Annotated in this window: 32 protein-coding genes; 11 read left to right on the top strand and 21 right to left on the bottom strand. The window is 62.7% G+C overall.

Features of this window, described 5'->3' with window-relative positions:
* On the bottom strand, positions 1-219 hold the full coding sequence (locus IVB45_RS19340) for a hypothetical protein (protein WP_027567041.1): 219 nt from the start codon (positions 217-219) through the stop codon (positions 1-3).
* Between the two features lie 222 nt (positions 220-441).
* Between IVB45_RS19340 and cysK the strand changes: the two genes are divergently transcribed.
* Entirely contained in the window at positions 442-1,419 is a 978-nt protein-coding gene (gene cysK, locus IVB45_RS19335; protein WP_247359400.1) for a cysteine synthase A, read from the top strand.
* 3 nt (positions 1,420-1,422) lie between these two features.
* Entirely contained in the window at positions 1,423-1,665 is a 243-nt protein-coding gene (locus tag IVB45_RS19330) for a BrnA antitoxin family protein (RefSeq protein WP_027518078.1), read from the top strand.
* Between the two features lie 74 nt (positions 1,666-1,739).
* Here the strand turns inward: IVB45_RS19330 and IVB45_RS19325 are convergent, their stop codons facing one another.
* Together IVB45_RS19325 and IVB45_RS19320 are read right to left on the bottom strand one after the other, a co-directional pair.
* Entirely contained in the window at positions 1,740-3,161 is a 1,422-nt protein-coding gene (locus tag IVB45_RS19325) for a caspase family protein (protein WP_027567039.1), read from the bottom strand.
* A 204-nt stretch (positions 3,162-3,365) separates the two neighbouring features.
* Positions 3,366-4,241, bottom strand: a complete 876-nt coding sequence (locus IVB45_RS19320) for a DMT family transporter (RefSeq protein ID WP_027567038.1) — start codon at positions 4,239-4,241, stop codon at positions 3,366-3,368.
* 151 nt (positions 4,242-4,392) lie between these two features.
* On the opposite strand from IVB45_RS19320, the gene IVB45_RS19315 reads away from it, so the two are divergent.
* Complete coding sequence (locus tag IVB45_RS19315) at positions 4,393-4,791, top strand: Rid family hydrolase (RefSeq protein WP_247289857.1); 399 nt, start codon at positions 4,393-4,395, stop codon at positions 4,789-4,791.
* Between the two features lie 52 nt (positions 4,792-4,843).
* On the opposite strand, the gene IVB45_RS19310 is transcribed toward IVB45_RS19315, so the two are convergent.
* The 3 genes from IVB45_RS19310 to IVB45_RS19300 all read right to left on the bottom strand — a co-directional run bounded on the left by IVB45_RS19310 (position 4,844) and on the right by IVB45_RS19300 (position 6,464).
* Positions 4,844-5,389, bottom strand: a complete 546-nt coding sequence (locus IVB45_RS19310) for a hypothetical protein (protein WP_027567036.1) — start codon at positions 5,387-5,389, stop codon at positions 4,844-4,846.
* The gene (locus IVB45_RS19305; protein ID WP_007590760.1) at positions 5,334-5,678 is read right to left on the bottom strand and encodes a hypothetical protein; all 345 of its coding nucleotides are present in this window, start codon (positions 5,676-5,678) and stop codon (positions 5,334-5,336) included. Before IVB45_RS19305 ends, IVB45_RS19310 begins: the two co-directional genes overlap by 56 nt.
* 198 nt (positions 5,679-5,876) lie before the next feature.
* Positions 5,877-6,464 (bottom strand): formyltransferase family protein, encoded by a 588-nt coding sequence (locus IVB45_RS19300; RefSeq protein ID WP_027567035.1) that lies wholly within the window; start codon positions 6,462-6,464, stop codon positions 5,877-5,879.
* 189 nt (positions 6,465-6,653) lie between these two features.
* Here IVB45_RS19300 and IVB45_RS19295 point away from each other — a divergent pair, with 189 nt between their 5' ends.
* On the top strand, positions 6,654-6,941 hold the full coding sequence (locus IVB45_RS19295) for a hypothetical protein (RefSeq protein ID WP_247359399.1): 288 nt from the start codon (positions 6,654-6,656) through the stop codon (positions 6,939-6,941).
* Positions 6,942-7,278: 337 nt separating this feature from the next.
* Positions 7,279-7,515, top strand: a complete 237-nt coding sequence (locus tag IVB45_RS19290) for a hypothetical protein (RefSeq protein ID WP_247359398.1) — start codon at positions 7,279-7,281, stop codon at positions 7,513-7,515.
* A 3-nt stretch (positions 7,516-7,518) separates the two neighbouring features.
* Here the strand turns inward: IVB45_RS19290 and IVB45_RS19285 are convergent, their stop codons facing one another.
* From IVB45_RS19285 to IVB45_RS19270, 4 genes are all read right to left on the bottom strand, one after another.
* The gene (locus IVB45_RS19285; RefSeq protein WP_027518070.1) at positions 7,519-7,821 is read right to left on the bottom strand and encodes a hypothetical protein; all 303 of its coding nucleotides are present in this window, start codon (positions 7,819-7,821) and stop codon (positions 7,519-7,521) included.
* Positions 7,822-7,914: 93 nt separating this feature from the next.
* Positions 7,915-9,963 carry an acetoacetate--CoA ligase gene (locus IVB45_RS19280; protein WP_247359397.1) on the bottom strand — a complete coding sequence of 683 codons (2,049 nt, stop codon included), beginning with the start codon at positions 9,961-9,963 and terminating at the stop codon, positions 7,915-7,917.
* Between the two features lie 97 nt (positions 9,964-10,060).
* Positions 10,061-10,288 (bottom strand): hypothetical protein, encoded by a 228-nt coding sequence (locus IVB45_RS19275; protein ID WP_027567031.1) that lies wholly within the window; start codon positions 10,286-10,288, stop codon positions 10,061-10,063.
* Between the two features lie 161 nt (positions 10,289-10,449).
* A complete protein-coding gene (locus IVB45_RS19270) occupies positions 10,450-10,596 on the bottom strand; it encodes a hypothetical protein (RefSeq protein WP_247807522.1) in 147 nt (48 codons plus the stop codon).
* A 216-nt stretch (positions 10,597-10,812) separates the two neighbouring features.
* Between IVB45_RS19270 and IVB45_RS19265 the strand changes: the two genes are divergently transcribed.
* Complete coding sequence (locus IVB45_RS19265) at positions 10,813-11,922, top strand: AI-2E family transporter (RefSeq protein WP_027567029.1); 1,110 nt, start codon at positions 10,813-10,815, stop codon at positions 11,920-11,922.
* Between the two features lie 115 nt (positions 11,923-12,037).
* The gene (locus IVB45_RS19260) at positions 12,038-12,457 is read left to right on the top strand and encodes an NUDIX hydrolase (protein ID WP_035961255.1); all 420 of its coding nucleotides are present in this window, start codon (positions 12,038-12,040) and stop codon (positions 12,455-12,457) included.
* 1 nt (position 12,458) lies between these two features.
* On the opposite strand, the gene IVB45_RS19255 is transcribed toward IVB45_RS19260, so the two are convergent.
* The 3 genes from IVB45_RS19255 to IVB45_RS19245 all read right to left on the bottom strand — a co-directional run bounded on the left by IVB45_RS19255 (position 12,459) and on the right by IVB45_RS19245 (position 13,461).
* Positions 12,459-12,749, bottom strand: coding sequence for a hypothetical protein (locus IVB45_RS19255; protein WP_027567028.1), 291 nt, complete (start codon positions 12,747-12,749; stop codon positions 12,459-12,461).
* A 106-nt stretch (positions 12,750-12,855) separates the two neighbouring features.
* Positions 12,856-13,095: a hypothetical protein gene (locus IVB45_RS19250; protein WP_247289871.1), complete on the bottom strand. Its 240-nt coding sequence runs from the start codon at positions 13,093-13,095 to the stop codon at positions 12,856-12,858.
* Between the two features lie 123 nt (positions 13,096-13,218).
* Complete coding sequence (locus IVB45_RS19245; RefSeq protein WP_007590794.1) at positions 13,219-13,461, bottom strand: hypothetical protein; 243 nt, start codon at positions 13,459-13,461, stop codon at positions 13,219-13,221.
* Between the two features lie 121 nt (positions 13,462-13,582).
* Here IVB45_RS19245 and IVB45_RS19240 point away from each other — a divergent pair, with 121 nt between their 5' ends.
* Positions 13,583-13,753 carry a hypothetical protein gene (locus tag IVB45_RS19240; RefSeq protein ID WP_247359396.1) on the top strand — a complete coding sequence of 57 codons (171 nt, stop codon included), beginning with the start codon at positions 13,583-13,585 and terminating at the stop codon, positions 13,751-13,753.
* Positions 13,754-13,782: 29 nt separating this feature from the next.
* On the opposite strand, the gene IVB45_RS19235 is transcribed toward IVB45_RS19240, so the two are convergent.
* On the bottom strand, positions 13,783-13,953 hold the full coding sequence (locus IVB45_RS19235) for a hypothetical protein (protein ID WP_007590796.1): 171 nt from the start codon (positions 13,951-13,953) through the stop codon (positions 13,783-13,785).
* A gap of 488 nt (positions 13,954-14,441) precedes the next feature.
* Between IVB45_RS19235 and IVB45_RS19230 the strand changes: the two genes are divergently transcribed.
* Positions 14,442-15,104 carry a hypothetical protein gene (locus tag IVB45_RS19230; protein ID WP_247359395.1) on the top strand — a complete coding sequence of 221 codons (663 nt, stop codon included), beginning with the start codon at positions 14,442-14,444 and terminating at the stop codon, positions 15,102-15,104.
* A 208-nt stretch (positions 15,105-15,312) separates the two neighbouring features.
* On the opposite strand, the gene IVB45_RS19225 is transcribed toward IVB45_RS19230, so the two are convergent.
* On the bottom strand, positions 15,313-15,672 hold the full coding sequence (locus IVB45_RS19225) for a hypothetical protein (RefSeq protein WP_155809614.1): 360 nt from the start codon (positions 15,670-15,672) through the stop codon (positions 15,313-15,315).
* 163 nt (positions 15,673-15,835) lie between these two features.
* On the opposite strand from IVB45_RS19225, the gene IVB45_RS19220 reads away from it, so the two are divergent.
* Positions 15,836-16,042, top strand: coding sequence for a hypothetical protein (locus IVB45_RS19220; RefSeq protein ID WP_027567024.1), 207 nt, complete (start codon positions 15,836-15,838; stop codon positions 16,040-16,042).
* Between the two features lie 836 nt (positions 16,043-16,878).
* On the opposite strand, the gene IVB45_RS19215 is transcribed toward IVB45_RS19220, so the two are convergent.
* The 6 genes from IVB45_RS19215 to IVB45_RS19190 all read right to left on the bottom strand — a co-directional run bounded on the left by IVB45_RS19215 (position 16,879) and on the right by IVB45_RS19190 (position 19,020).
* Positions 16,879-17,070 (bottom strand): hypothetical protein, encoded by a 192-nt coding sequence (locus IVB45_RS19215; RefSeq protein WP_027567023.1) that lies wholly within the window; start codon positions 17,068-17,070, stop codon positions 16,879-16,881.
* A gap of 47 nt (positions 17,071-17,117) precedes the next feature.
* Entirely contained in the window at positions 17,118-17,501 is a 384-nt protein-coding gene (locus tag IVB45_RS19210; RefSeq protein ID WP_035961253.1) for a hypothetical protein, read from the bottom strand.
* A gap of 116 nt (positions 17,502-17,617) precedes the next feature.
* The gene (locus IVB45_RS19205) at positions 17,618-17,974 is read right to left on the bottom strand and encodes a hypothetical protein (RefSeq protein WP_027567022.1); all 357 of its coding nucleotides are present in this window, start codon (positions 17,972-17,974) and stop codon (positions 17,618-17,620) included.
* 75 nt (positions 17,975-18,049) lie between these two features.
* Positions 18,050-18,280: a hypothetical protein gene (locus IVB45_RS19200; protein WP_247359394.1), complete on the bottom strand. Its 231-nt coding sequence runs from the start codon at positions 18,278-18,280 to the stop codon at positions 18,050-18,052.
* 57 nt (positions 18,281-18,337) lie between these two features.
* The gene (locus IVB45_RS19195; RefSeq protein WP_247359393.1) at positions 18,338-18,583 is read right to left on the bottom strand and encodes a hypothetical protein; all 246 of its coding nucleotides are present in this window, start codon (positions 18,581-18,583) and stop codon (positions 18,338-18,340) included.
* A gap of 50 nt (positions 18,584-18,633) precedes the next feature.
* Positions 18,634-19,020, bottom strand: coding sequence for a response regulator (locus tag IVB45_RS19190; RefSeq protein ID WP_247359392.1), 387 nt, complete (start codon positions 19,018-19,020; stop codon positions 18,634-18,636).
* A 223-nt stretch (positions 19,021-19,243) separates the two neighbouring features.
* Between IVB45_RS19190 and IVB45_RS19185 the strand changes: the two genes are divergently transcribed.
* Positions 19,244-19,693 (top strand): hypothetical protein, encoded by a 450-nt coding sequence (locus IVB45_RS19185; RefSeq protein ID WP_247359391.1) that lies wholly within the window; start codon positions 19,244-19,246, stop codon positions 19,691-19,693.
* Positions 19,694-19,944: the final 251 nt, after the last annotated feature.

The following is a 19,944-nucleotide window of genomic DNA, read 5'->3' as shown; positions in this document are numbered from 1 at the left end:
TCAGTTGCAGAGGAAACGCTGCTTGACGGAGTGCTTGGTCACGAAGCCGTAGCCGCAATTGTCGCAGGTCCAGAGATAGCTGATCACGTGTTCCGACAGATACGCAGAACCTTCGGCGGCGATCATGGAGTCGGCGCAGACGGGACAGGTCGGCAACTCACTGCAACGCGGAGCGCGGTTCGTTGCGACGGTCGACAACACTTCAGCGACTGCTGACATCGTGGTGACCTCCCAGCTTTGAGACCTAAGTCTAACATAAGCAGAATCAGTTGACGAGGTCGCAACACAAATGCGTTGGTTTTCTGATAATTATTGCTCACGCGATTTTGCGATGCAGCGTATTTAACATGTGCCGCAATCTCGCTTGCGTGTCGCCGCAGGCTGTCTCTAACTGCGCAAGAGCTGCAACAGAAGCACAATCGTCGCCACAGGGAGTTCATCATGGACGCATCGTCCACCACGGGTGCAGCGCACCAACCCGGCCGCGGCCGGATCTATGACTCGATCGTCGATGCTTTTGGCGACACGCCGATCGTGCGCTTGCGCCGGCTGCCGGGCATGCACGGCGTGAACGCGACCATTTTGGCAAAGCTTGAATATTTCAATCCCGCCGCAAGCGTGAAGGATCGCATCGGCGCGGCCATGATCATCGCCATGGAGAAGGCCGGCATCGTCAAGCCCGACACCGTGCTGATCGAACCGACCTCCGGCAATACCGGCATCGCGCTGGCCTTCGTCGCCGCGTCGCGCGGCTATAGGCTCAAGCTTGTCATGCCGGAGTCGATGTCGATCGAACGACGCAAGATGCTGGCCTTTCTCGGCGCGGAGCTGGTGCTGACACCGGCCGCACAAGGCATGAAGGGCGCCATCGCTACGGCCGAAGAGCTGTTGAAGACGACGCCGAATTCGGTGATGCCGCAGCAGTTCAAGAATCTCGCCAATCCCGAGGTGCACCGCCGCACCACCGCGGAGGAGATCTGGAACGACACCGGCGGCAACGTCGACTTCTTCGTCGCCGGCGTCGGCACCGGCGGCACCATCACCGGCGTCGGCCAGGTGCTGAAGCCGCGCAAGCCCTCGCTGCGCGTGGTCGCGGTCGAGCCGGAGGAGAGCCCGGTGCTGTCGGGCGGCCAGCATACGCCGCACAAGATCCAGGGTATCGGTGCGGGCTTCGTCCCTGACATCCTCGATCGCTCGGTGATCGACGAGATCGTGAAGATCAACTCCACGACGGCGATTGAGACCTCGCGGGCGCTGGCGCGGCACGAGGGCATTCCGGGCGGCATCTCCTCGGGCGCCGCGATCGCCGCGGCCATCGAGATCGGCAAGCGGCCGGAAGCTGCGGGAAAAACCATCCTGGCTATAGTGCCGTCCTTCTCCGAGCGGTATCTTTCGACGGCTCTGTTTGAGGGAATCTAGGACATGGCGGATCAACCACCGAGGCGGCCGCGGACGTTGGGCGACGCCAGGACGGAGGCCGAGGCGGCGTTCAAGAAGGTGACGGCGAAGGTCGCCGCGGCGCCGCCAAAGCAGAACGTGGCGCCGGGGGTCAAGGAGCAGGTCACGCTGCGCATTGACCAGGACGTGCTGGAGCATTTCCAGGCCGGCGGCCCCGGCTGGCAGGATCGCATCAACGAGGCGCTGCGAAAGGCCGCGGGGAAGTAGGCGCCAAAGGTTTGGCTAGTCGCAACGAAAAAGCCCGGCGCGAGCCGGGCTTTTTGTTTGCGATTGGCCTCGCCTCAGCGGCGGAACATGCCGCCCATCATGCCGCCGACGACGCCGCCGACGAAGGCTGCGCCGGCGTCGCCGCCGCCGCCGCGATGCTGGGCGGGTGCGCTCTGCGCCTGGGCCGGGGCACGTCGGGCCGGCTTCGCGCTGTCGTCGCTCGCAGTGGTCGGCGCGGAGGCCACGATCTCCGACAGCAGGGCCTTGTGCTGGAGCTTGTTGAGATAGCCGCTCGATGGATAGCCACGTGCCGCCTGCCAGCGCTTGAGCACCGTACGGGTGTCCTCGCTGAACGCCCCGGTGACCTTGGTGTCGAATCCAAGTCCGGTCAGGCGGCGCTGCACGTCGCGGCGCTGCCCCTTGTCGAGGCCGATCTGGTCCTCGGTGAGCTGGCTGGCGTCGTCGGTGAAGGTGGCAGGATCGACACCGGCGTTGAGGTTGCGGGTCGTCGTCGACGGGCCGCTCTTGATTGCCGCGAGCCGCGCCAGCGCCAGTGCCTTGAACTGGCCGTTCGGGTAGGTGGAGAGGTAGGCGTTGAGCTCTTCGGGCTTGTTGCTCTCCTTGACTGACCGCCAGTATTCGAGCTCGACACCGTCCGAATTGCCGCCTGTTGCCGCGGGCACGACGCCAGCAGCCGTCGGTGCCGCATTGGCGACCTGGGTCGTCGGAGCCTGGTTGAGATAGACGGCGCCGATCAAATTGGTGTGGCCCCATGGCAGCTGACCCTTGTGGGTCTCCTCGTTGACCTGGGCGCGGACCGACGTCATTGCCTGCTGGATCTCGATGCCAGGCTTGGTGATGTTGTCGATCAGCGCACGGGTGAACGGGCTGTTGTTGCCCTCCTGGCCGTCGAGCGCGGTCTGGCCCGGACCGGTGGCGAACGCGATCAGCGTGCCTTCGCCGGATTTCATCTCGGCAAGACCGCTCTGCACGTTGACGCTGCGGGTCGCGGAGTTCGACTTGATCTTGGCGGCGAACGGATTGTCGCGGCAGGCGTCAAGGAAGACCAGCTTGACCTTAGCGTCGCCCATGGTCTGCTCGAGCGTCAGATCGATGTTGATGGCGGCACCGAGCTTGACGTCCATCTCCGACTTGATGTCGGCATCGACAGGCAGAAGATAGTTGGAGCCGCCGACCGCGATGCCGTGACCGGCATAATAGAACACTGCGACATCGGAGCCCTGCGCCTTGCGGCCGAAGTCCAGCAGCTTCTCCGTCATCTGGTCGCGCGAGAGGTTCGAACCTTCGATCACCTCGAAGCCGACATTGCGCAGCGTTGCCGCCATCGCTTTGGCGTCGATCGGCGGGTTCGGCAATTGTGCGACGTTCTTGTAGGTGCCGTTGCCGACGACGAAAGCAACACGGCGGTCGGCCTTCGCGGCACTGACCGACAGTACCATGCACATCAGCGACGCGAGGAGGGTGAGAGTGCGCATCTGGAATCCCCAACAGAATCGAAATTGCAGGCAGCAACAGATTGGCAACGAACTTACACGAAGTGGCCGATTTGGCGCCACCAAAACGGCAGTTCGTCGCGTTCAACCCGCTGCAGTGTGGCAGAATGTGCACGATGGAATACCCTTCCAACGTGATCTAAATCACACGGACACTTGGTTTTGTCGCACGAAGCGGCGCAAGGTTCAGCGTGCGCGGGCGGGAACCGGCGAAGCCGGCTTCAAGTTCAGGAGATTGCCGCAGAGGATCAGCGCCGCGCCGAGCACGGTCCAGGAGTCGAGCCGCTCGGAATAGAGCAGCCAGCCGACGGTGGCCGTGAGCGGAACCCGCAGAAAGTCCATCGGCACCACGATGGTCGCATCCGCGTACCGGAGCGCGCTGGCGAGGCAATAGTGCGAGAATGTGCCGCAGACCCCGATAACGAACAGCCAACCCCACAGGGAGGCCGACGGCCAGGTCCAGACATAGAGCGTCGGGAGCAGACCCACGACCATCTGCACGACGATCATCCAGAATAGGATCGACAATGCGCTCTCGGTCCGAGTCAGTGATTTCGCCAATATCATGGAGATGCTGAAGCCGATCGCGGCTCCCAGCGCGATCAGCTGGCCCGGATTAATCTCGCCGGTGGCGGGCCGCACGATCATGACCACACCGACGATACCGAGCACGATCGCGGCGATCTTCCAGACGGTCATGCGTTCGGACAGGAATGTTGCGGCCAGCAGTGCCGTCCAGATCGGCATGGTGAATTCGATCGCGACGACCTGGCCGATCCCGATCAGCGTCAGTGCGTAGAACCAGCCGAGCTGTGCGAAATAATGCACCCCATTGCGCGCGAGATGCTGGGGCAGGCGCTTGGTCGCGACCGCCTTGAAGCCACCGGACCGGTAGATGATCGGCAGCAGAAGCGTGAACCCGATCACCGAACGCACTTCCATGATCTGAAATACATTCAGCTCGCGCGTGGTCTCGCGCCCGGCGACCGCCATGACCAGCATCAGCGACAGCCAGCCCGCCATCCACAGGGCAGCCATCGTTTTGGACGGTGTGGTGTTCATCGGCGCAGGTTTGGGAGGCGAGGGTTCTGAGGGAGGGCCGGTATCGGCGACATCGTCGCCGTTTGCAACGGCCAAATCTGCCGGTGCAGCGATGCATGGCGGCGTGCTAAGGCATCACTGAACAACGAGAAAAATCGGGAGATCTTCGCTCATGCACATCTTGCAGCCGGCCGAGTGGAAAAAACCGCGCGGCTTTTCCCATGGCGTCGCGGTCGAGGGGCCGGGCCGCTGGGTGGTGTTGGCCGGGCAGACCGGCGGCGACGAGACCGGCAATTACGCGCCTGACATGGCCGCGCAGGTCGGGACCGCGCTGAAGCGGGTCATCAAGCTCCTGGGCGAGGCCGACGCCGGCCCCGAGCATATCGTCCGCCTGACCTGGTACCTGACCAGCCGCAGCGAATATGAGGCAGCCGGGTCCGGCATCGGCGCGGCTTGGAAGGAAACGCTGGGGCGCAATTTCCCGCCCTCGACCTTGCTCTACATCGGCGGCCTCGTGGACGACCGGGCCAAGGTCGAGATCGAGGTCACGGCGTTCGTGCCGGGCACATAAAAAATCAACCCGGCGTGATCGCCGGGTCGATTGTCAATCTACTTGTATCGGCTTAGCGCGACAGCGAGATGTTGGCGCCGCGGAACTGGCTATCGGCACGCATCGTGACGTTCTGCTTGTTGCCGGACGTCTTCAGCGAGATGTTGGCGTTGAAGCCGGCGGTGGAGGCGAGCAGCTCATAGTTTCCACCCGCGCCGCGGCCCGAAAGGGAGCCGCTGATATTGCGGCTGGCCTCGGACCAGCTGCCCGCGATGGCGCTGCCTTCAGCCTTTACGTTGGCGCCGAGGTTGAACTTGTAGGCGTCGCTGGCGCAGGTCAGCGACAACTCCATCGTCGGTCCGACCGGAGCGTATTTGGCCCGGCAGCGGATCCGCTCGGTCGAGCCGTCATCCAACGTGACCGTTCCCGAGCCGCTCCAGCTGCCTGCCAGCGGGGCAAACGGGCCCGACTGGGCCTTGCTCTCGGAATTAGCAATTCCGGCCGCAAACATGACGGCAGCCGCAATCAGGAGCCGCTGGCCCAGACCGCTGGTCACGATTCTTCTATTGGCGCGATGCTTCCCACCGCCCGCTGCACGGTATGCCTGCAGATGCTCCATTCCACTTCCCCGATCCGGCGTTGCCGCTGAGTTGACCGTTGGCATATGCACCATTGATCGAAACTTTCACAAGTCCCCCGCTGCCGATGGTGCCGGAAACGTTAGCGCCCGGCGCGGTGATCTTGCCGTCGGCAACCGTCAGCAAGGAGCTTGCGGTCGGCTCGCAGGAACCGCTCTTGGTGACGATGGTGACCTGCCAGTTGCCGTCATAGGGAGTCTGGGCGAAAGCGGGCGCGGCGAGGGTGAAAACTGAAGCGGCACAGAACGCCGCAATGCGAGCAAAACGCATAAAATCCGTCCTTGAATTTGTCTGATATGCTGACCCTTATTCGGGCCAAATGTGACGGAAATTTGGTGCGGTGCCAAATCGAAAATTGTTCCTGTGGGAACAATGGTTTATTTGGGTTTCCGGCTGCAATTTTCGAAGCAGAATCAACGCCCCTTCACGTTAAGGGTAAACGTCGGGACAGCGACTCAGGAGAGGGCCTTAGGAAAGGCTTGGCGCCGAGGTAGCGAACTGCTCGTCCTGAGTCTTCGACGGCAGCGCCTTGTGGACCTTGGCATAATCGATCACGTCGGCCAGCAATTTGAGCCCGAGCGGGGCGAGCGCGCGCTCCCACAGCTCCCGCGCCGTCTCGCCCTTTTTGACGAAGCACCACTCCTGGGCCGCGATGGCGCCGGCGTCCATGCGGTCGGCGAGGTGGTAGATCGTGCCGCCGGCGATCGGGTCGCCTTCCTTGATGGTCCATTCCACGGCCGCCTTGCCGCGGTGACGCGGCAGCAGCGAGGGATGATAGCCGATCCCACCCAGCTTCGCGGCCTCGAGCGCGTCCTTGCCGATCCGGGCGTGGCTGTGCGCGGTGACGATCAGATCGGTGTCGGGGGCGATCTCGGAGGCCACCACCAGCTTGGGATTGGCCTGGACCACGACCTCGATGCCCGCCGCCTTGGCCGTCGCGGCGAGACGATCCTCGGCGTCGGCCACCACAACCCGCACGATCGAGACACCGTGCTCCCGGAGCATGTTCAGGGTGGTCACGCCGAAATGGCGGGAGCCGACGAGGGTAATGCGCATGGGTGTCCGATCCGTCTCGCAACTGCGTCATCTCCCGATAACACGTCCGGACGTCCTGTCACCACCCGCACTGCGTTTGCGCCGGTTATCAACAATGCACCGAGCGAGGCTGCGCGATGAATTCCGCGATTGCGGCGTCGGCCGGTCCGGTGCTTCCATACGCGGATGGCATCGGCTCGGAGCGAACGCATGCGAAGCGCGTGGTTTGTCCTTCTCGCGGCCCTGGTCGCAACCCCTCCGGCGCGCGCCGGCGGACAGCCCTATCCGGTGGTTCCGCCTGAGGTTGGTGTGGCGCCCTTCATCGGTCCGACCTGGGACACCTATCGCTGCGCGGAAGGGCCGGTCATCAATTTCTATCACGGCGCCTATTACGGCCAGGAGCCGCCGGCACTCTATCGCGGCTACGCGTACCGGCCGCATTACCGCTACAGCGCCTACCGCAGGCTGCCGCGCAAATATTTCTGCGTCACAGACTAGCCGCGCCACGCCGCCACGGTCGGGCGGCGATTAGAGATAGGCCTGTTCCTGTGTTTCGTTTTTAACACAGAGATCCAGGATTTGCCGGTAGAACGTGGACCAACCGGGGCTGGCGACATTTCAACCCGTATCCGTTTTCGAACCCGGATTTGGCCGCTGGCATGATCGCCAGCGGCTTTTTCATGCGCGGCCATCACGAAATCATCTGACGGTAACATGATCTCAACCAGCTTGGCGTATCGACGAATCCGTCGCGGATTTGTATTGCGTACCGCGACACCGAGATCGTCCCGCCGGCGTGGGTGCGCCGTGCGGGCTTTTCGCCGGGACCGATTTCATGCCGAGCGCGATTGAGCAGATCGTCGACGTCTATGTCCGGCTGAAGAACCGGCGCGGCCTTGACGAGCTGATGATGCACAGACAGCGGCTTGCGGTCGATCTGAAGAGCGGGTCCGGCTACGACTTCAGCCTGCCGATCGGTCAGATCGACGAGGAGATCGCGATCATCGAAGCCGGCCTCAGCCGGCTCAAGTCAGGCGATATCGCTGCGACGGACAACGGTCAGTCAATTTGACGCTCAGTCGCGCCGGCCGCCGTCGATGACGGTGAACAACGGCCGTGCCTGGGTCGGCTCGACCAGCAATTCCTCCACCAGCGCGGTCGCCGCATCGACATATTTGCGCGTCGGCTTGTCGAGGGGGCGGGTGGCCTCATCGTCGAGCGCGACCTTTGCGGCCTCGACCAGCTTGCGCATTCGCGCCGCGTGGTCATCGCCCGCCGTCAGCGTCGCGCGGGCCAGCGAGCGCAGCACGAACAACTCGCCCTCGAGGCGTAGCAGACGGTCGTTGAGCCTGGTGAGGACGGCGTTGAGGTCGGCCATGGCGCGCGTTCGTTTTCGGAAGATCCATCCTGCTCTAGCGGCGATCGGTGAACGGAGTCCAAACGGCATCGGCGCAATTGGGGCGATCTCCCCTCAAGTCTCGGTCCGCGCCAGATAGTCGCGTGCAAAGGCAAGGTACCAGTCGAGGCAGGCGGGATTGGCCATCGCCTCCCGGTTGATGACCTTCTCGACGGGCTGGCCGAGCAGCAGCTTCTTGATCGGCAGCTCCTGCTTCTTGCCCGAGAGCGTGCGCGGGATCTCGGCGACCGCAAAAATCTCGTTGGGCAGGAAGCGGCGGGAGAGGCCGGCCTCGATCGCCTTGTTGATCCTCGCCTGCATTGCGCCGTCGAAGGCGACGCCTTCGCGCAGCACCACGAACAGCGGCATGTAGCTGTCACGGCCCAGATATTCGAGATCGACGACGAGGGAATCCAGCACCTCCGGCAACGCCTCGATCGCGGAGTAGAGTTCGCTCGTGCCCATGCGCAGACCATGCCGGTTGATGGTGGCATCGCTGCGGCCATAGATGATGCAGGAGCCGTCCGGGTCGACCTTGAGCCAGTCGCCATGCCGCCACACCGGCCCGCGGCCGCTGCCGTCGAAATTGTCCGGATAGGTCTCGAAATAGCTCGCGCGATAGCGCGCATCGCCCTTGTCGTTCCAGAAATAGAGCGGCATCGACGGCATCGGCTCGGTGCAGACGAGCTCGCCGACCTCGCCGATGACGGCGCGGCCCTGTTCGTCGAAGGCTTCCACGGCGGCACCCAGCAGACGGCACTGCATCGCGCCCGGCGTCTGCGGCAGTTCGCGATTTCCGCCAATGAAGGCGCCGGCGAAATCGGTGCCGCCGGAGATGTTGGCCCACCAGATATCGGCCTGCGCCTTGCTGCCGTTGATCTTCGCGAGCGCCGCGAAGCGGTCGTTGAACCAGGCTTGCGTGTCGGCGCTCAGCGGAGAGCCGGTCGAGCCGAGACATCGAAGCTGTGAGAGATCACCGGCGGCGGTGAGGTCGATCTCGGCCTTGGCGCAGTTGGCGAAGAACGCGGCGCCCGCACCGAAGAAGGTCGCTTTGGATTGCGCGACGAAGCGCCACAACGTGGTCCAGTCCGGCTTGTCCCTGGCGCCGCCGGGGCTGCCGTCGAAGATGCAGCAGGTGGTGCCGCCGAGCAGGCCGCCGATCTGGCTGTTCCACATGATCCAGCCCGTCGAAGAGTACCAGTGATAGCGCTCGCCGAACGAATTCTCGTGGTAGGAGCAGCCGAGATCGTTGTGCAATCCCAGCAGCGCCAGCACCACGATGACGATGCCGCCATGGCCGTGCACGATCGGCTTCGGCAGACCGGTGGTGCCGCTGGAATAGACGATCCAGAGCGGATGATCGAACGGCAGCCACGCTGGCTCGAACGCGTCGATCGCGGCGCCCGTTGCTGCGACAATGTCGGAGAGCAGGGCGTCCGCCGCTGGGCGCGCGGCGGCGTCGCTGTGCAGAATGACGTGCTCGACCGTCGGCAGCGATCGCCGCAGCTCGGCGAGGACGTCTTTGCGATCGTGCCGGCGTCCGGCATAGGTGACTGCGTCGCAGGCGATCAGCACTTTCGGTTCGATCTGCTTGAAGCGGTCGATCACGGCGGGTGCGGCCATGTCGGGCGCGCACACGCTCCAGATCGCGCCGATACTGGCGCTCGCCAGGAATGCGATGATGGTCTCGGGGATGTTGGGCAGATAGGCGGCGACCCGGTCGCCGGGCCTGATGTCTTTTTCTTTCAGATGCAGCGCGAGGGCAGCCGCCTTGCGCCGCAGCTCCGGCCAGCTCGTCTCGCAAAGCCTGCCGTCCTCGCCGGAACTGACGATCGCTGGCAGGCCGGCGGCGTCAGCCGCCTCCACATGGCGGAACACCTGCCGGGCATAGTTGACCTGGGCGCCGGGAAACCAGATCGCGCCGGGCATCTTGCGCTCGGTGATCACGGCCGCAAACGGCGTTGGCGATTGCAGATCGTAATAGTCCCAGATGCTGCGCCAGAACCCATCGAGATCGCGCACCGACCATTGCCGCATGTCCTCGTAGCTGGCGAAGGTAAGGCCGCGCTGTTCGGCGAGCCAGGCGCGGTAAAGGGCGATCTGGGGAACGAAGGGTGAGGTCATTGCGTGTCGGCTTCAGTTGCGGGGCGCGGATGTTAACCGGTGCCGCAGAGTAGCAGAAGCCGCAGTTCGGGCAGGCAGCGTTGACGGGAGTAGCAGTCTACCAGCCCGCTCCGGCCCAGCGTCTTCCGAACACGGGTGGCTTGGCCTTCACCGCCTCCCAGCCGAAGAAATGGTGCTTGCCGGACCAGGTGTGCACCACGCCGCTGCAGATGCTGCACTTGAAGCTGCCGGAATGCGCTTCGGCGTGCTCCTCCCTTGTCGCGGTGTAGTTCATGCTGCAACCCGGGCAGGTGAATTCTTCGATCGTCCAGATGCTATTGGCCATTGCACCGAAAGTGGTTTGGGGGACCTCGACGGAAACCTAGGTGCCCGCCTTTGCAACGGCGTAAACCGGTCGGCTGAAATCCGGTTAATCGTCGTTAGCCAAGCCGGCATCCGGTTGCCGGCCTTGCCGGCGCGCTCGCCGCGCGCGGCGCTGTCGCAAGATCAATCGCCGGTCCGGTTGCTCCGCATGTCCCGGTCGATGCGCATCTGTACGCGCCTGATGGCGAGCAACGGCAGCCTGCCTTGCACGCGCCCGCAGCGGGCCCTGTCGCCGACGGCATAGGCGTAGCGCCAATAGCCCGGTGCCACGTTTGGCTTCAGCGAAAAGTGCACGCCGCGGTGAATGCCTGCGTGTGCGACGGGCTCTCTGGGGCGGCGTGCCATCGTCTCGGAATGCCGAATGGCCCGATGCGTTCCTAATCACCGGCTCGGGCCGGCCCCGTCGCCTTGACGCCGGGTGCGCGGCTGGCAATAACGCTGGGCCGCGCAAGTGGCGGAACCCGCGTCAATGCCGCAAGGAAAGCCGTGCCCGTGAAAAGTCTGCGTCAGCTCCTGACGGGCGAGGACATCATCCAGCTCGTGATCCGCGTCGGCCTGCTCGGCCTGCTGATCATCTGGACCTTCCTGATCATCCGCCCCTTCGTGCCGATCCTTGCCTGGAGCGGCGTGCTCGCGGTCGCGTTCTACCCGGCCTTCAGCTGGGTCGCGAAGATCCTGGGCGGCCGGCCCAAGACCGCAGCGGCGATCCTGACCCTGATCACGCTCGGCATCGTCATCGGTCCTGCGACCTGGCTCGGCATCAGCGCAGTGGACGGCGTGCGCGAGCTGGCGCACCAGCTCGGCACGGGCGACCTCGCGCTTCAGTCGGCGCCGGAGCAGCTCAAATCGTGGCCGCTCGTTGGCCCCTGGCTATTCGATTTGTGGGAGCAGGCCTACAACAACATCCGCGCGGTGCTGCGCGAGGTGGCGCCGTATCTCCAGCCGCTGGCGGGACCGTTGCTTGGGCTCGCGGGTGACGCCGGCGTCGGCACGCTGCAGTTCCTGGTCTCGGTGTTCGTGGCCGGCTTCCTGTTTCCGCACGGGCCAAGGCTGGTTGCGGCCGGACGCGGCTTCCTGTTTCGCATCGTGCCCGAACAGAGCGAGCATTTCCTGGGGCTCGCAGGCGCAACCATCCGTGCCGTGGCGCAAGGCGTGATCGGCGTCGCGATCGTGCAGGCATTGCTCGCCGGCATCGGCTTCAAGCTTGCCGCGGTGCCGAGCGCAGGCCTGCTCGCCTTTATCGTGCTGCTGCTCTCGATCGTGCAGATCGGTGCCTTCCTGGTGCTGCTGCCGGTGATCATCTGGATCTGGACCGCCAAGGACGTCACCACCGCGCTGCTGCTCACCGTGTTTCTCGTCGTCGTCGGCTTCCTCGACACCATGTTGAAGCCGCTGGTGATGGGGCGCGGCCTGACCACGCCGACCATCGTCATCTTCGTCGGCGTGATCGGCGGCACGCTTGCCCACGGCATCGTCGGCCTGTTCATCGGCCCGATCATCCTGTCGGTGGCCTGGGAGATGATGATGGCCTGGATCAGGACGGAGGACCGGGCAGAGGCGGGGTCGAGGGCGGGGACAGCGACGGGCGAGGGCTGATCCGGCCCCCTCGCACGGCGGATCGGCCTGCCTGCCGGCTTCGATCAGACCTGGCGACCTTAGCCTCGCGTGATCAAGGTCCACGGAACTTGTCTATCCGACTAGACAAGTTACCATGGGCTCGATTCTGTTCTCGATTACGGCGGACATGGCGAAGTCTTCCAAGCTGGTCGCCGCCAAGCGCGGCAAGGTATTGTTGGTCAGGCGCCGGTCGGACGGCCTGTGGATGTTCCCGGGCGGCCGCAAGCGCGCGCGCGAGTCCGACAAGGACTGCCTGCGGCGGGAGATCAAGGAAGAGCTGCCCAAGCTGAAGCTCGGCCGGATCAGCCTCTGGAAGGAAGTGACGGCCAGGAACAAGCGCTCCGGCCGCAAGATGAGCGACGCGATATTCATCGCCAAGGGCGCCAAGGGCAGGCTCGCGATTGGCGACAAGAACGAGATCGATCGCGCCGTCTGGCAGAAGCCGCGCGGCATCCGCCTGACGCCGACCTCGCGCTATATCCGCGACCGCCTGTTTCCGCGGAAGCGCGGGTGAGCTAGTCCCCGTCGTCCTCCGACGAGAGCTGTATCCGTCCGGTGTGGGCCCGCGAAAAATTGGCGCGCGGTTGCGGCGCGGACACCCTGGCCATTTCGGTTTCGCGCTGCTCCTTGCGAACCTTGCGCGCGCGCTTCATGGCCTGCTTGACCTGAGGGTTCGGTGAATCCTCCGCGAAGAACAGCACCACCTCGCAGCTCGGACATTGCCTGGAATAGCCGTCCTGCAACCGTCCCGCGCGGTCGCGGAACACGGTCTTGCAGCGCGTGCACTGAATCTGGACGAAACTCATGCGCGGTCGATCGACAATGACTGATGGAAATGGATCGTCAGGTGATCCCAAATGTCTGAAGAAAGCTTGAACGCGTCCGGGACTTCAAGCCGCTTGAAACAGCCGCCTATTGCTTGGCCGCTATCGTCTCCAGGCAATGGTTGAGATAGACGGTGCGATCCCTGGGCAGCACCTTCTCGAGATCCGCCTTCAGCGCGCATTCGCGCTGCCGCATCTGCTCGGCCCGCCGCTTCTCGGCCGCCTCGCGATATTCGGGAGCGACCTTGTTGGGATCGACGAGGGCCTGCGAGCGGGCGGGAGCCGTCACGGCGAGGGCAATGGCGGTGATGACAATGAGCTGTTTCAAATGAGCCTCCATTAAAAGGCTCATTCTAGCGCTCGGGCGGCGAGGGCTCAAACGGCAAATTCGCCGAGACACCCGGCAGCGAAGTTGATTTCAACTACCTGAAGTTGGGACGAGGGGAGGCCGTCACTTCGGGACGTGGTCGATCTTGTGGCCGAGATGCCCGGTGTCGTGATCGCGACGCAACTGGCTCAGCGATGTCTCGTTCAGCTGGTGCAAGACCTCGCTGAGTTCAGTCGTATCCGGATAGCCGGCGGCAAAACCCTTGCCGTAGATCTTGCGCAACGTACCGACCAGCGTGTTGCCGTGCTTCTTGCTGATCGCGCCATCCTTGTCGCGGTGGCGATGATCCAGGCCCGTGTCCTTCATGGCTTTCTCCCTGAGCGGCGTCTGCGCGCCTGGAGAGAGCGTGCTCCCAAACGAGTTGATTGGCAACGGCACGGCGCGCGGCAGTTGAGCCTCAGCAAGGTGTGGAAAGATCGAAGGACGTGTGAAGCAGTTCACAAGCGATGGTCGGGATCGCTGCTACGAAGGCCTCATTGCTTCACCAATTGATATTTTGAAAACGCCCCAGCGCTCCACCAGGCGCTGGGGTTTTCACGTCGATCACCGCAACGGCCAGAGCGCGCGGCGCGCGATCGGTCGGGTGCTTTCCGAATGATGCCGAAGATTGATGCCGAAGGCGGGCGGCTACGCGGCTTGCTCCTCGAACGAGGTGTAGACCTGGCCACCTGGACCAATCACCTGAACGCCCCAGCACCCGTCAGCAATAAGCTCCTTGGCCTTCTTGAGGGCGGCGGTGAGTGACAGCCGCTTGAGGCTGACGATTCCTGCCGTGTCGAAACCGCTGATTTCAAACATGCCGTTCCTCCCTGTTTTGTCGAATCCTACACTTTTTGAGCGGGTTGTCTCGCGGCTTTTGGGACAGGGGGCCCGGCGCACGAGCAGGCGGTGGCCAAAATCGCGAAAACAACCCCATGCACAGTAGCTAAGTCCCGCTGGCGCAACGCTTTCTTTTTGGCACACGGCGGTCTTGCATCCGGCGGAGACGCCGTTGACTCGTCGGGCAAAACAGGGGTAGTTTGCCAACTTCGGAAAATCAGCTTCGGACCACGGCGACTTCCCGGGATCGGGAGGAGCTCTCGCGCCGGCCTGCGTGTCATGTCTGTCGCACGCCCCCCGTAGTCGGCCGGGGTGGCGGGGTCTGCAGCAGGCCGCGGCCGCTAACGTGGAATTAAGCTGAAAAGCCCACAATTTTAGACAGTTGTAGATGGGTGCTGCGTAAGGGAGCCGTCGCGAGGACGTTCCGGCGACGGCTTCCTGTTGCTCGCTCATTTGGGGTCAATGCCATGACCACGACTTTCGAAACGCAAGGCCTTGTCGAACAGCTCGACCCTGCAGCACTGGCTGCGGCCATCGCGGCCGACGAACCCGCAAGCTTGGATGCTCCAGAACCGATCAAGCGGTCGAGCCGCACGTCGGTCATGGCGCTGTCGGTGTGTGCCCTGGCCATCAACGGCGCGGCGGCGATCTACACATGGCCGTCGGGCCTGCCATCGCTGAACCTGAGCAGCCTGGCTGATCTGCTACCGCGGCAAGAGGCTTCAGTGGCAAAGCCGGATCCGGTTGTCGCTGCCTTGAAGGATATTCAGTCGACCCAGCAGCAACACACGGCTTCGCTGCAGGAGAGCAACCAGGCACTGCAGCAAAACGCGGCTGTGCTGCAGGCGGATTCCATGGTGCTGCTTTCGCTGCGACAGAGCATCACGGACGAACGCGTCGATGTGAAGAAGGTATCTTCGCAGCTGTCCACGCTGATTGCGAAGATCGACTCACTGCAAAATGCCTTGATGTCGGACGTCACGTCCTCCGTTCGAAGAGCGCATGCGCGCTACGGACTGTCCGCAGCGATCCGCAAGCGGCTCGCCCGGCAGTCGAAATCTGTAGGTCCCGTTTCAGTTGGAGGAGCGCCGCTGAGCGTGCCTGCTACAGTTTCGGCCCCGGAGAGCTGAAGCTAGGGCCAGGCAAGTCATCTAGGACCAAGTCACCTGGGACCAAGTGATTTGGGACCATGTCCGGGCTCACTTGGCGGGCTCACGCGAGCGGGGCTTTTGCCCGACTTGGAATTGAAAGAATGCAGGTGACAGTGCAGTCCGGCACCGTCACCACGGATCCGAAGAAGCGATTATTAGGGGCCCGCAGGCTTACCCGACGGGCCGTTCAATAGTAACGGCGCCGTGGACGGCGCTCGTAATAATCATCGCCGTAATAGCCTTGCCGGCCCTGTTGAAACTGCGGCGGAACCGTTCCGTTCGGGTAGCACTGGCCGTCGCGAGTATCGATATCGGCACCGTGTCCGCAAGGAACGGGATAGTGGCCAGAGCCTCTGCCGCCACCATAGTATTGCCGAGCGGCCTGTTCTTGCGGCGGCAAGTAGCCGTTGGGGTAGCACATGCCGTCGCGGGCGCCGACGTCCCAGCCGTTGCCGCACGGCGGTGGGTGTACAGGGACACGGTATTGAACCTGATGAACCTCACCGAGCTGTAGAGCCAGCAAGGTTGCGACGACTGCACCGATCATCGGATCTTCTCCCAATCGCAATATGCCTACGACTGAGCGGCTGAATGATCGCTGAACGGGTTCACGCCGGCGATCTTAACCTCACTCTAAGAAATCGTTGTCCGGAGGCGTCCCGTTGGATATAAAGGGAACCTTCCGCCAGCGTCAGTTGCGTCCGTGAGTCATGATTACGTACAAGCAGTACCATATCGAGCAAGTTGAGCACGGCCCCAAGCGCTGGGTTGCTCGCATCACGCGGACAGACGGCCAGAACATTCGCACCATTCTGCCGGCGACTGAGCGTCCCTACCTCGAGACGAAGCCGACAGCGTCCGCCGAGGAAGCCGAGGCGCTCGCCAAGGAAGGCATCGACTTCGGCGGCGTGGTGTAGTCCGCCGTCGCGGTCTTCTGACTTTCGTTCGCGAAATTCGCCGGCGCTTCATCGGCAGCGGTGGTGCGGTGCGTGCAGCTTTGTCCGTTACCGGTGATCTGCTCGACATGGTCGTTGATTGCTACGATCAGCGGCCGCTGGCATTCACGCGTACCCAGTTATGGGTACAGGCCCAAGCGCAAGATCAAGAGACCGTTCATCGAACTGTTAGAACTACGGTGGATAGCGCAACGGAAGGTGCTTTAGTTCGTCGGCCTCGCTCGCCAGCCGTTTTCCTGATGGGGAATGGTGGCAGTGATATCGACGTCTCTCACAGCGGATTGGCGCCACGCCGCCACCCCGAAGCACAGGGTCAGAGTCATGGCGGTCGCCAACAGCAGCACTGACAAAAACTGGCTCACGCGCCCCCCACAAGAAGAACATACTGAGGCAGCGAGCACGCACAGGCGATTCGGAAAATGCAGGCGCGCTGACCTGCTGGGAGTTTTCCCCAGGTTGTAAAACGGTGGATTAGCACCTTCGACCTTGCACCCGCCGCGGCTCCGGAGCCGCTATTGCAGGCCGGCTTTTCACCCGAAAACTATTGTGGCTCGGTTGGCTTGTCGCGCTCGTGGCTCTCGGCTTCGGCGGCCGCGCACGCATCCATGCCATGGCATTTGCTTAGATAGTATCGAGCGCCTGCGAAGATCGAGCAAACAATCACCACGGAAACCAACAGGAAGATCATCCACCGACGATTCAACATTCCATGACCTTCTGCACCCTCCATCCGACGCGGCTCGTTCGCCTGACCGGCCCCACCAGGCGAGGCGAGGCGAAAGCTGGATCAGCCCAAATCAGACCTTGCGCTTCGGATTCAGTCGAGCCTCACGCTCCAGCCGCTCGGACTTCAGGCGTTTCAGGTTTTCCTGAAACTCCGGCGTGGCTTGACTGTCGGCTATCGTCTGTCTCGATCCTATCGGATTGAGGGTCCTTCGTTCGGCTTCGTCCGCCACTTGTTGCGCGGCGGACCGTTTGGGTTTGATCATTTGCTTTCTGCCTTCGGGCGAGATTGACCAAGCGGGCGCCGGTCAATTCATTTTCGATTTGGCCGGTCGCGTCGAACGTTCTGGAATTCCTCGGGTCCCTTGACGAGCCGCCGCTTGCGGCTGGCCTGGTCATCCGGGCTCGCTTTGTTGTCTTTGAGCTTGTCGATTGCGCTGCCCGCCATTTCCCGAGCCCGCTCGGACGAGGCCTTGGCGGCAGACGTAACCGTGAGGGCAGGGGCGGGTTTGCCCAAGCCAATCTCGACCAGCCGACGGATGGATTCAGAACGAGCGGGAGTATCTTGCTGTCCCGACGCCCATGCGTCGATCTGAGCGACAGTCGATTCCGGCCAGCGCGTGCCGATCTGGACGCCCTGACCAGTCGCGGGGCGGCCGCGATGTTTTTTGGCACGAATCTTTTTCGCTGGTTTCATTTATTTTGGTACCAAAAAATAAAGCCAAAGGGAAGCGCGAACCTTCGATAACTGTGCCTGTTTAGCGCACTGTCATCGCATCAATCCCACGCAACATCGTGATCGCAGATTTGCTGTCAGGCGGCTCCCCGTAGAGGGAGCGCCAGTTGTACAGCAAAAGGTCGGGAAGCATTTGCCCGGACGAAGGCCTGCAAGGCCGGCGTGATCTCGCTGCTCGTGACACGCTCGGCAAGCTCATCTGCGATCTCGCTGGTGGCATCGCGAGACCGGCCCTCGATCGCGTTGAAGGCGACAATACGGACGGGATAGGCGTACTGCCCGGAGAGTAGGTCGCGGATGATGGTCTCGACATCGGTGTCCTGCTCGTCGGTCTCGCGCCAGGAGCAGCCGGCGCGCGCGCCGAAGTCTTCCAGCACCAGGTAAATCTCACGGTCGAGCCGATCCAGCGGCACAATCGACGGCGCATGACGCATGACGCAACTCCTACTCAAAAAGGCAATCGCCCGGCCGTGGGATCGTTCCGGCCAAACCCCTCCAACAGAGTGAGGCTATCGCCCGTTCTGCGCGCTGATGTAGATGTTGAAGATCGACGTTCCGGCCTCGTCGGTGACCTCCAGGTGCCATTCGTGGCCCGGTTCAAGTCGACCCTGCATGTTCTTCAGAAGGTCGGCGGCAAAAACCGTGGCCTCTCGCCAGGTCGCTTCAGCGTCCGGCAGGTCCTCGCCTTCAGGGTCAGTGCTCGGTTCAACACCCCGGACGTGGAAAAAATAGCGCGGCATGCCTGAAATCCGGACGAAAGGCTCCGTGCAAAACTTGGCTCGGCAGCGAGTGCACTGTTACTTCTCCTCTGGTTCGGGATGAAGTGCAGCTTTCTCCGTCTTCATTTCCTCGATCAAGCCGGCGATGCCGTCTCTCGCGATCTTGTCAGTAATAAGAGACAACAACCGGCAATGGTGCGCGATCTTCTCGTCGATTTCATCGCATTTGCCGCTCATGAAGATATCCTGCGTCATTGCAGGCAAAGCCTGAACGGCCACCTGAGATGAAAAACTTTCATTGCCGAGCTTGGTTCCCGCCGCCACGCTTGGGATGGTGGCCGGCTACTAGAGCCAGTGAATGGGTGACGGCGGTTTTACTCACGAGTGACGTGATTGAGGAACTGCGAAACCGCAGTGATGAGCTGGGCCGGCGCGAACGGCTTCTGCAACAAGATGCTGCTTGGGACCCCTTGCGAGCCCCAATCGTCCGCCACGCCACCGGTCATGTAGACTATGGGCAACGTCGGCTCTCGTTCTCTGACCTGTCTGGCCAAGTCCCAGCCGCTGAGCCTGCCCTTGAGGTTTACATCCGCGACGAGCGCCCGGTACTCCTTCATACCGCTTCTGAAGAGAGTCAGAGCTTCCTCGGCAGACGACAGGATATCAGTCGCGAAGCCTGCCTCCAGCAGGGCTTCCTCGACCACCGCCTGCAATGGATATTCATCCTCAACCACCAGGATGAGAGGCGGCGGCGCTGTCATGTTTACTCCGTCTCCGATGGCTGACCTACAATGTTGCCCGGCTTCGTTTCCCCAAAATGTGTCCGAAAGTGAACATAAGAGGGTGCGGAGGCCCCAGGAACTGCCGGGCCGCATGACGCGACATACATTGACATCAGGCCAACGAGACGAAGCATGGGCGCACTCTCAATCTTGGTCGTGGAGGACGTCGCGCTGATCCGTCATCCGTATGATGGTCTGCGACATGCTGGAGGAGTTGGGTCGCGAAGTCGTCGCCGAAGCAGGCACCCTGAAGGAAGCAATCGAAGTCGCGCGGGTGGCTGACTTCGATTTGGCCATTCTCGACCTGAGGCTTGGCGATGAAACGACCGAACTGGTGGCGGAGATCACTCGTGGTCGCGGCTTGCCATTTTTCTTCCTGACCAGCCACACATCCGATGGATTGTCAGTTGGCTTCCGCGATGTCCCCGATTGGAGAAGCCGGTTCTCCGCTCCGCACTCGGGAAGACGATCGAAAACTGCGCGAGATCTTGAGCGGCTAGCAGGGGTTGGCTGTGACCTTCAGGCTGCCGCCTTGCCCTTCGCCAAGCTTGCAAGGTCCTTCCAGGCCAAGGCGGTCCGCAACCACTTCAACCGCTCGGCGGGACAGGTCGCGGCGATCGCCTTCTGCATCGCGGCGATGGCTTCTGCTTGATGGTCGAGGTCTCCAATCATCGGAGCAATCATTCGCCAGAATTATTAAGACCGGCGAAAATCTACAGCCCGGAAAACTACCGGCTTACGCCGCCGTGGAGCCTACGTCCAAGCCCTGGCCCTGTGGACGCGCCAGTCCGGCGCAATCCGCTCGCCCCCGTCCTGCGAGGGTTGGCTATCATAGGTTAAAGCGCGACTCAGCAAATGCAGCCGAGGATAAACTGGCAACAGGCTGGGGACGCCGGGCGATGG

This window comes from Bradyrhizobium sp. 4 (assembly GCF_023100905.1).
GTDB lineage: Bacteria > Pseudomonadota > Alphaproteobacteria > Rhizobiales > Xanthobacteraceae > Bradyrhizobium.
Note: the sequence above shows the minus strand (reverse complement) of the source record. Positions and strands in the feature narration are given on the sequence as shown.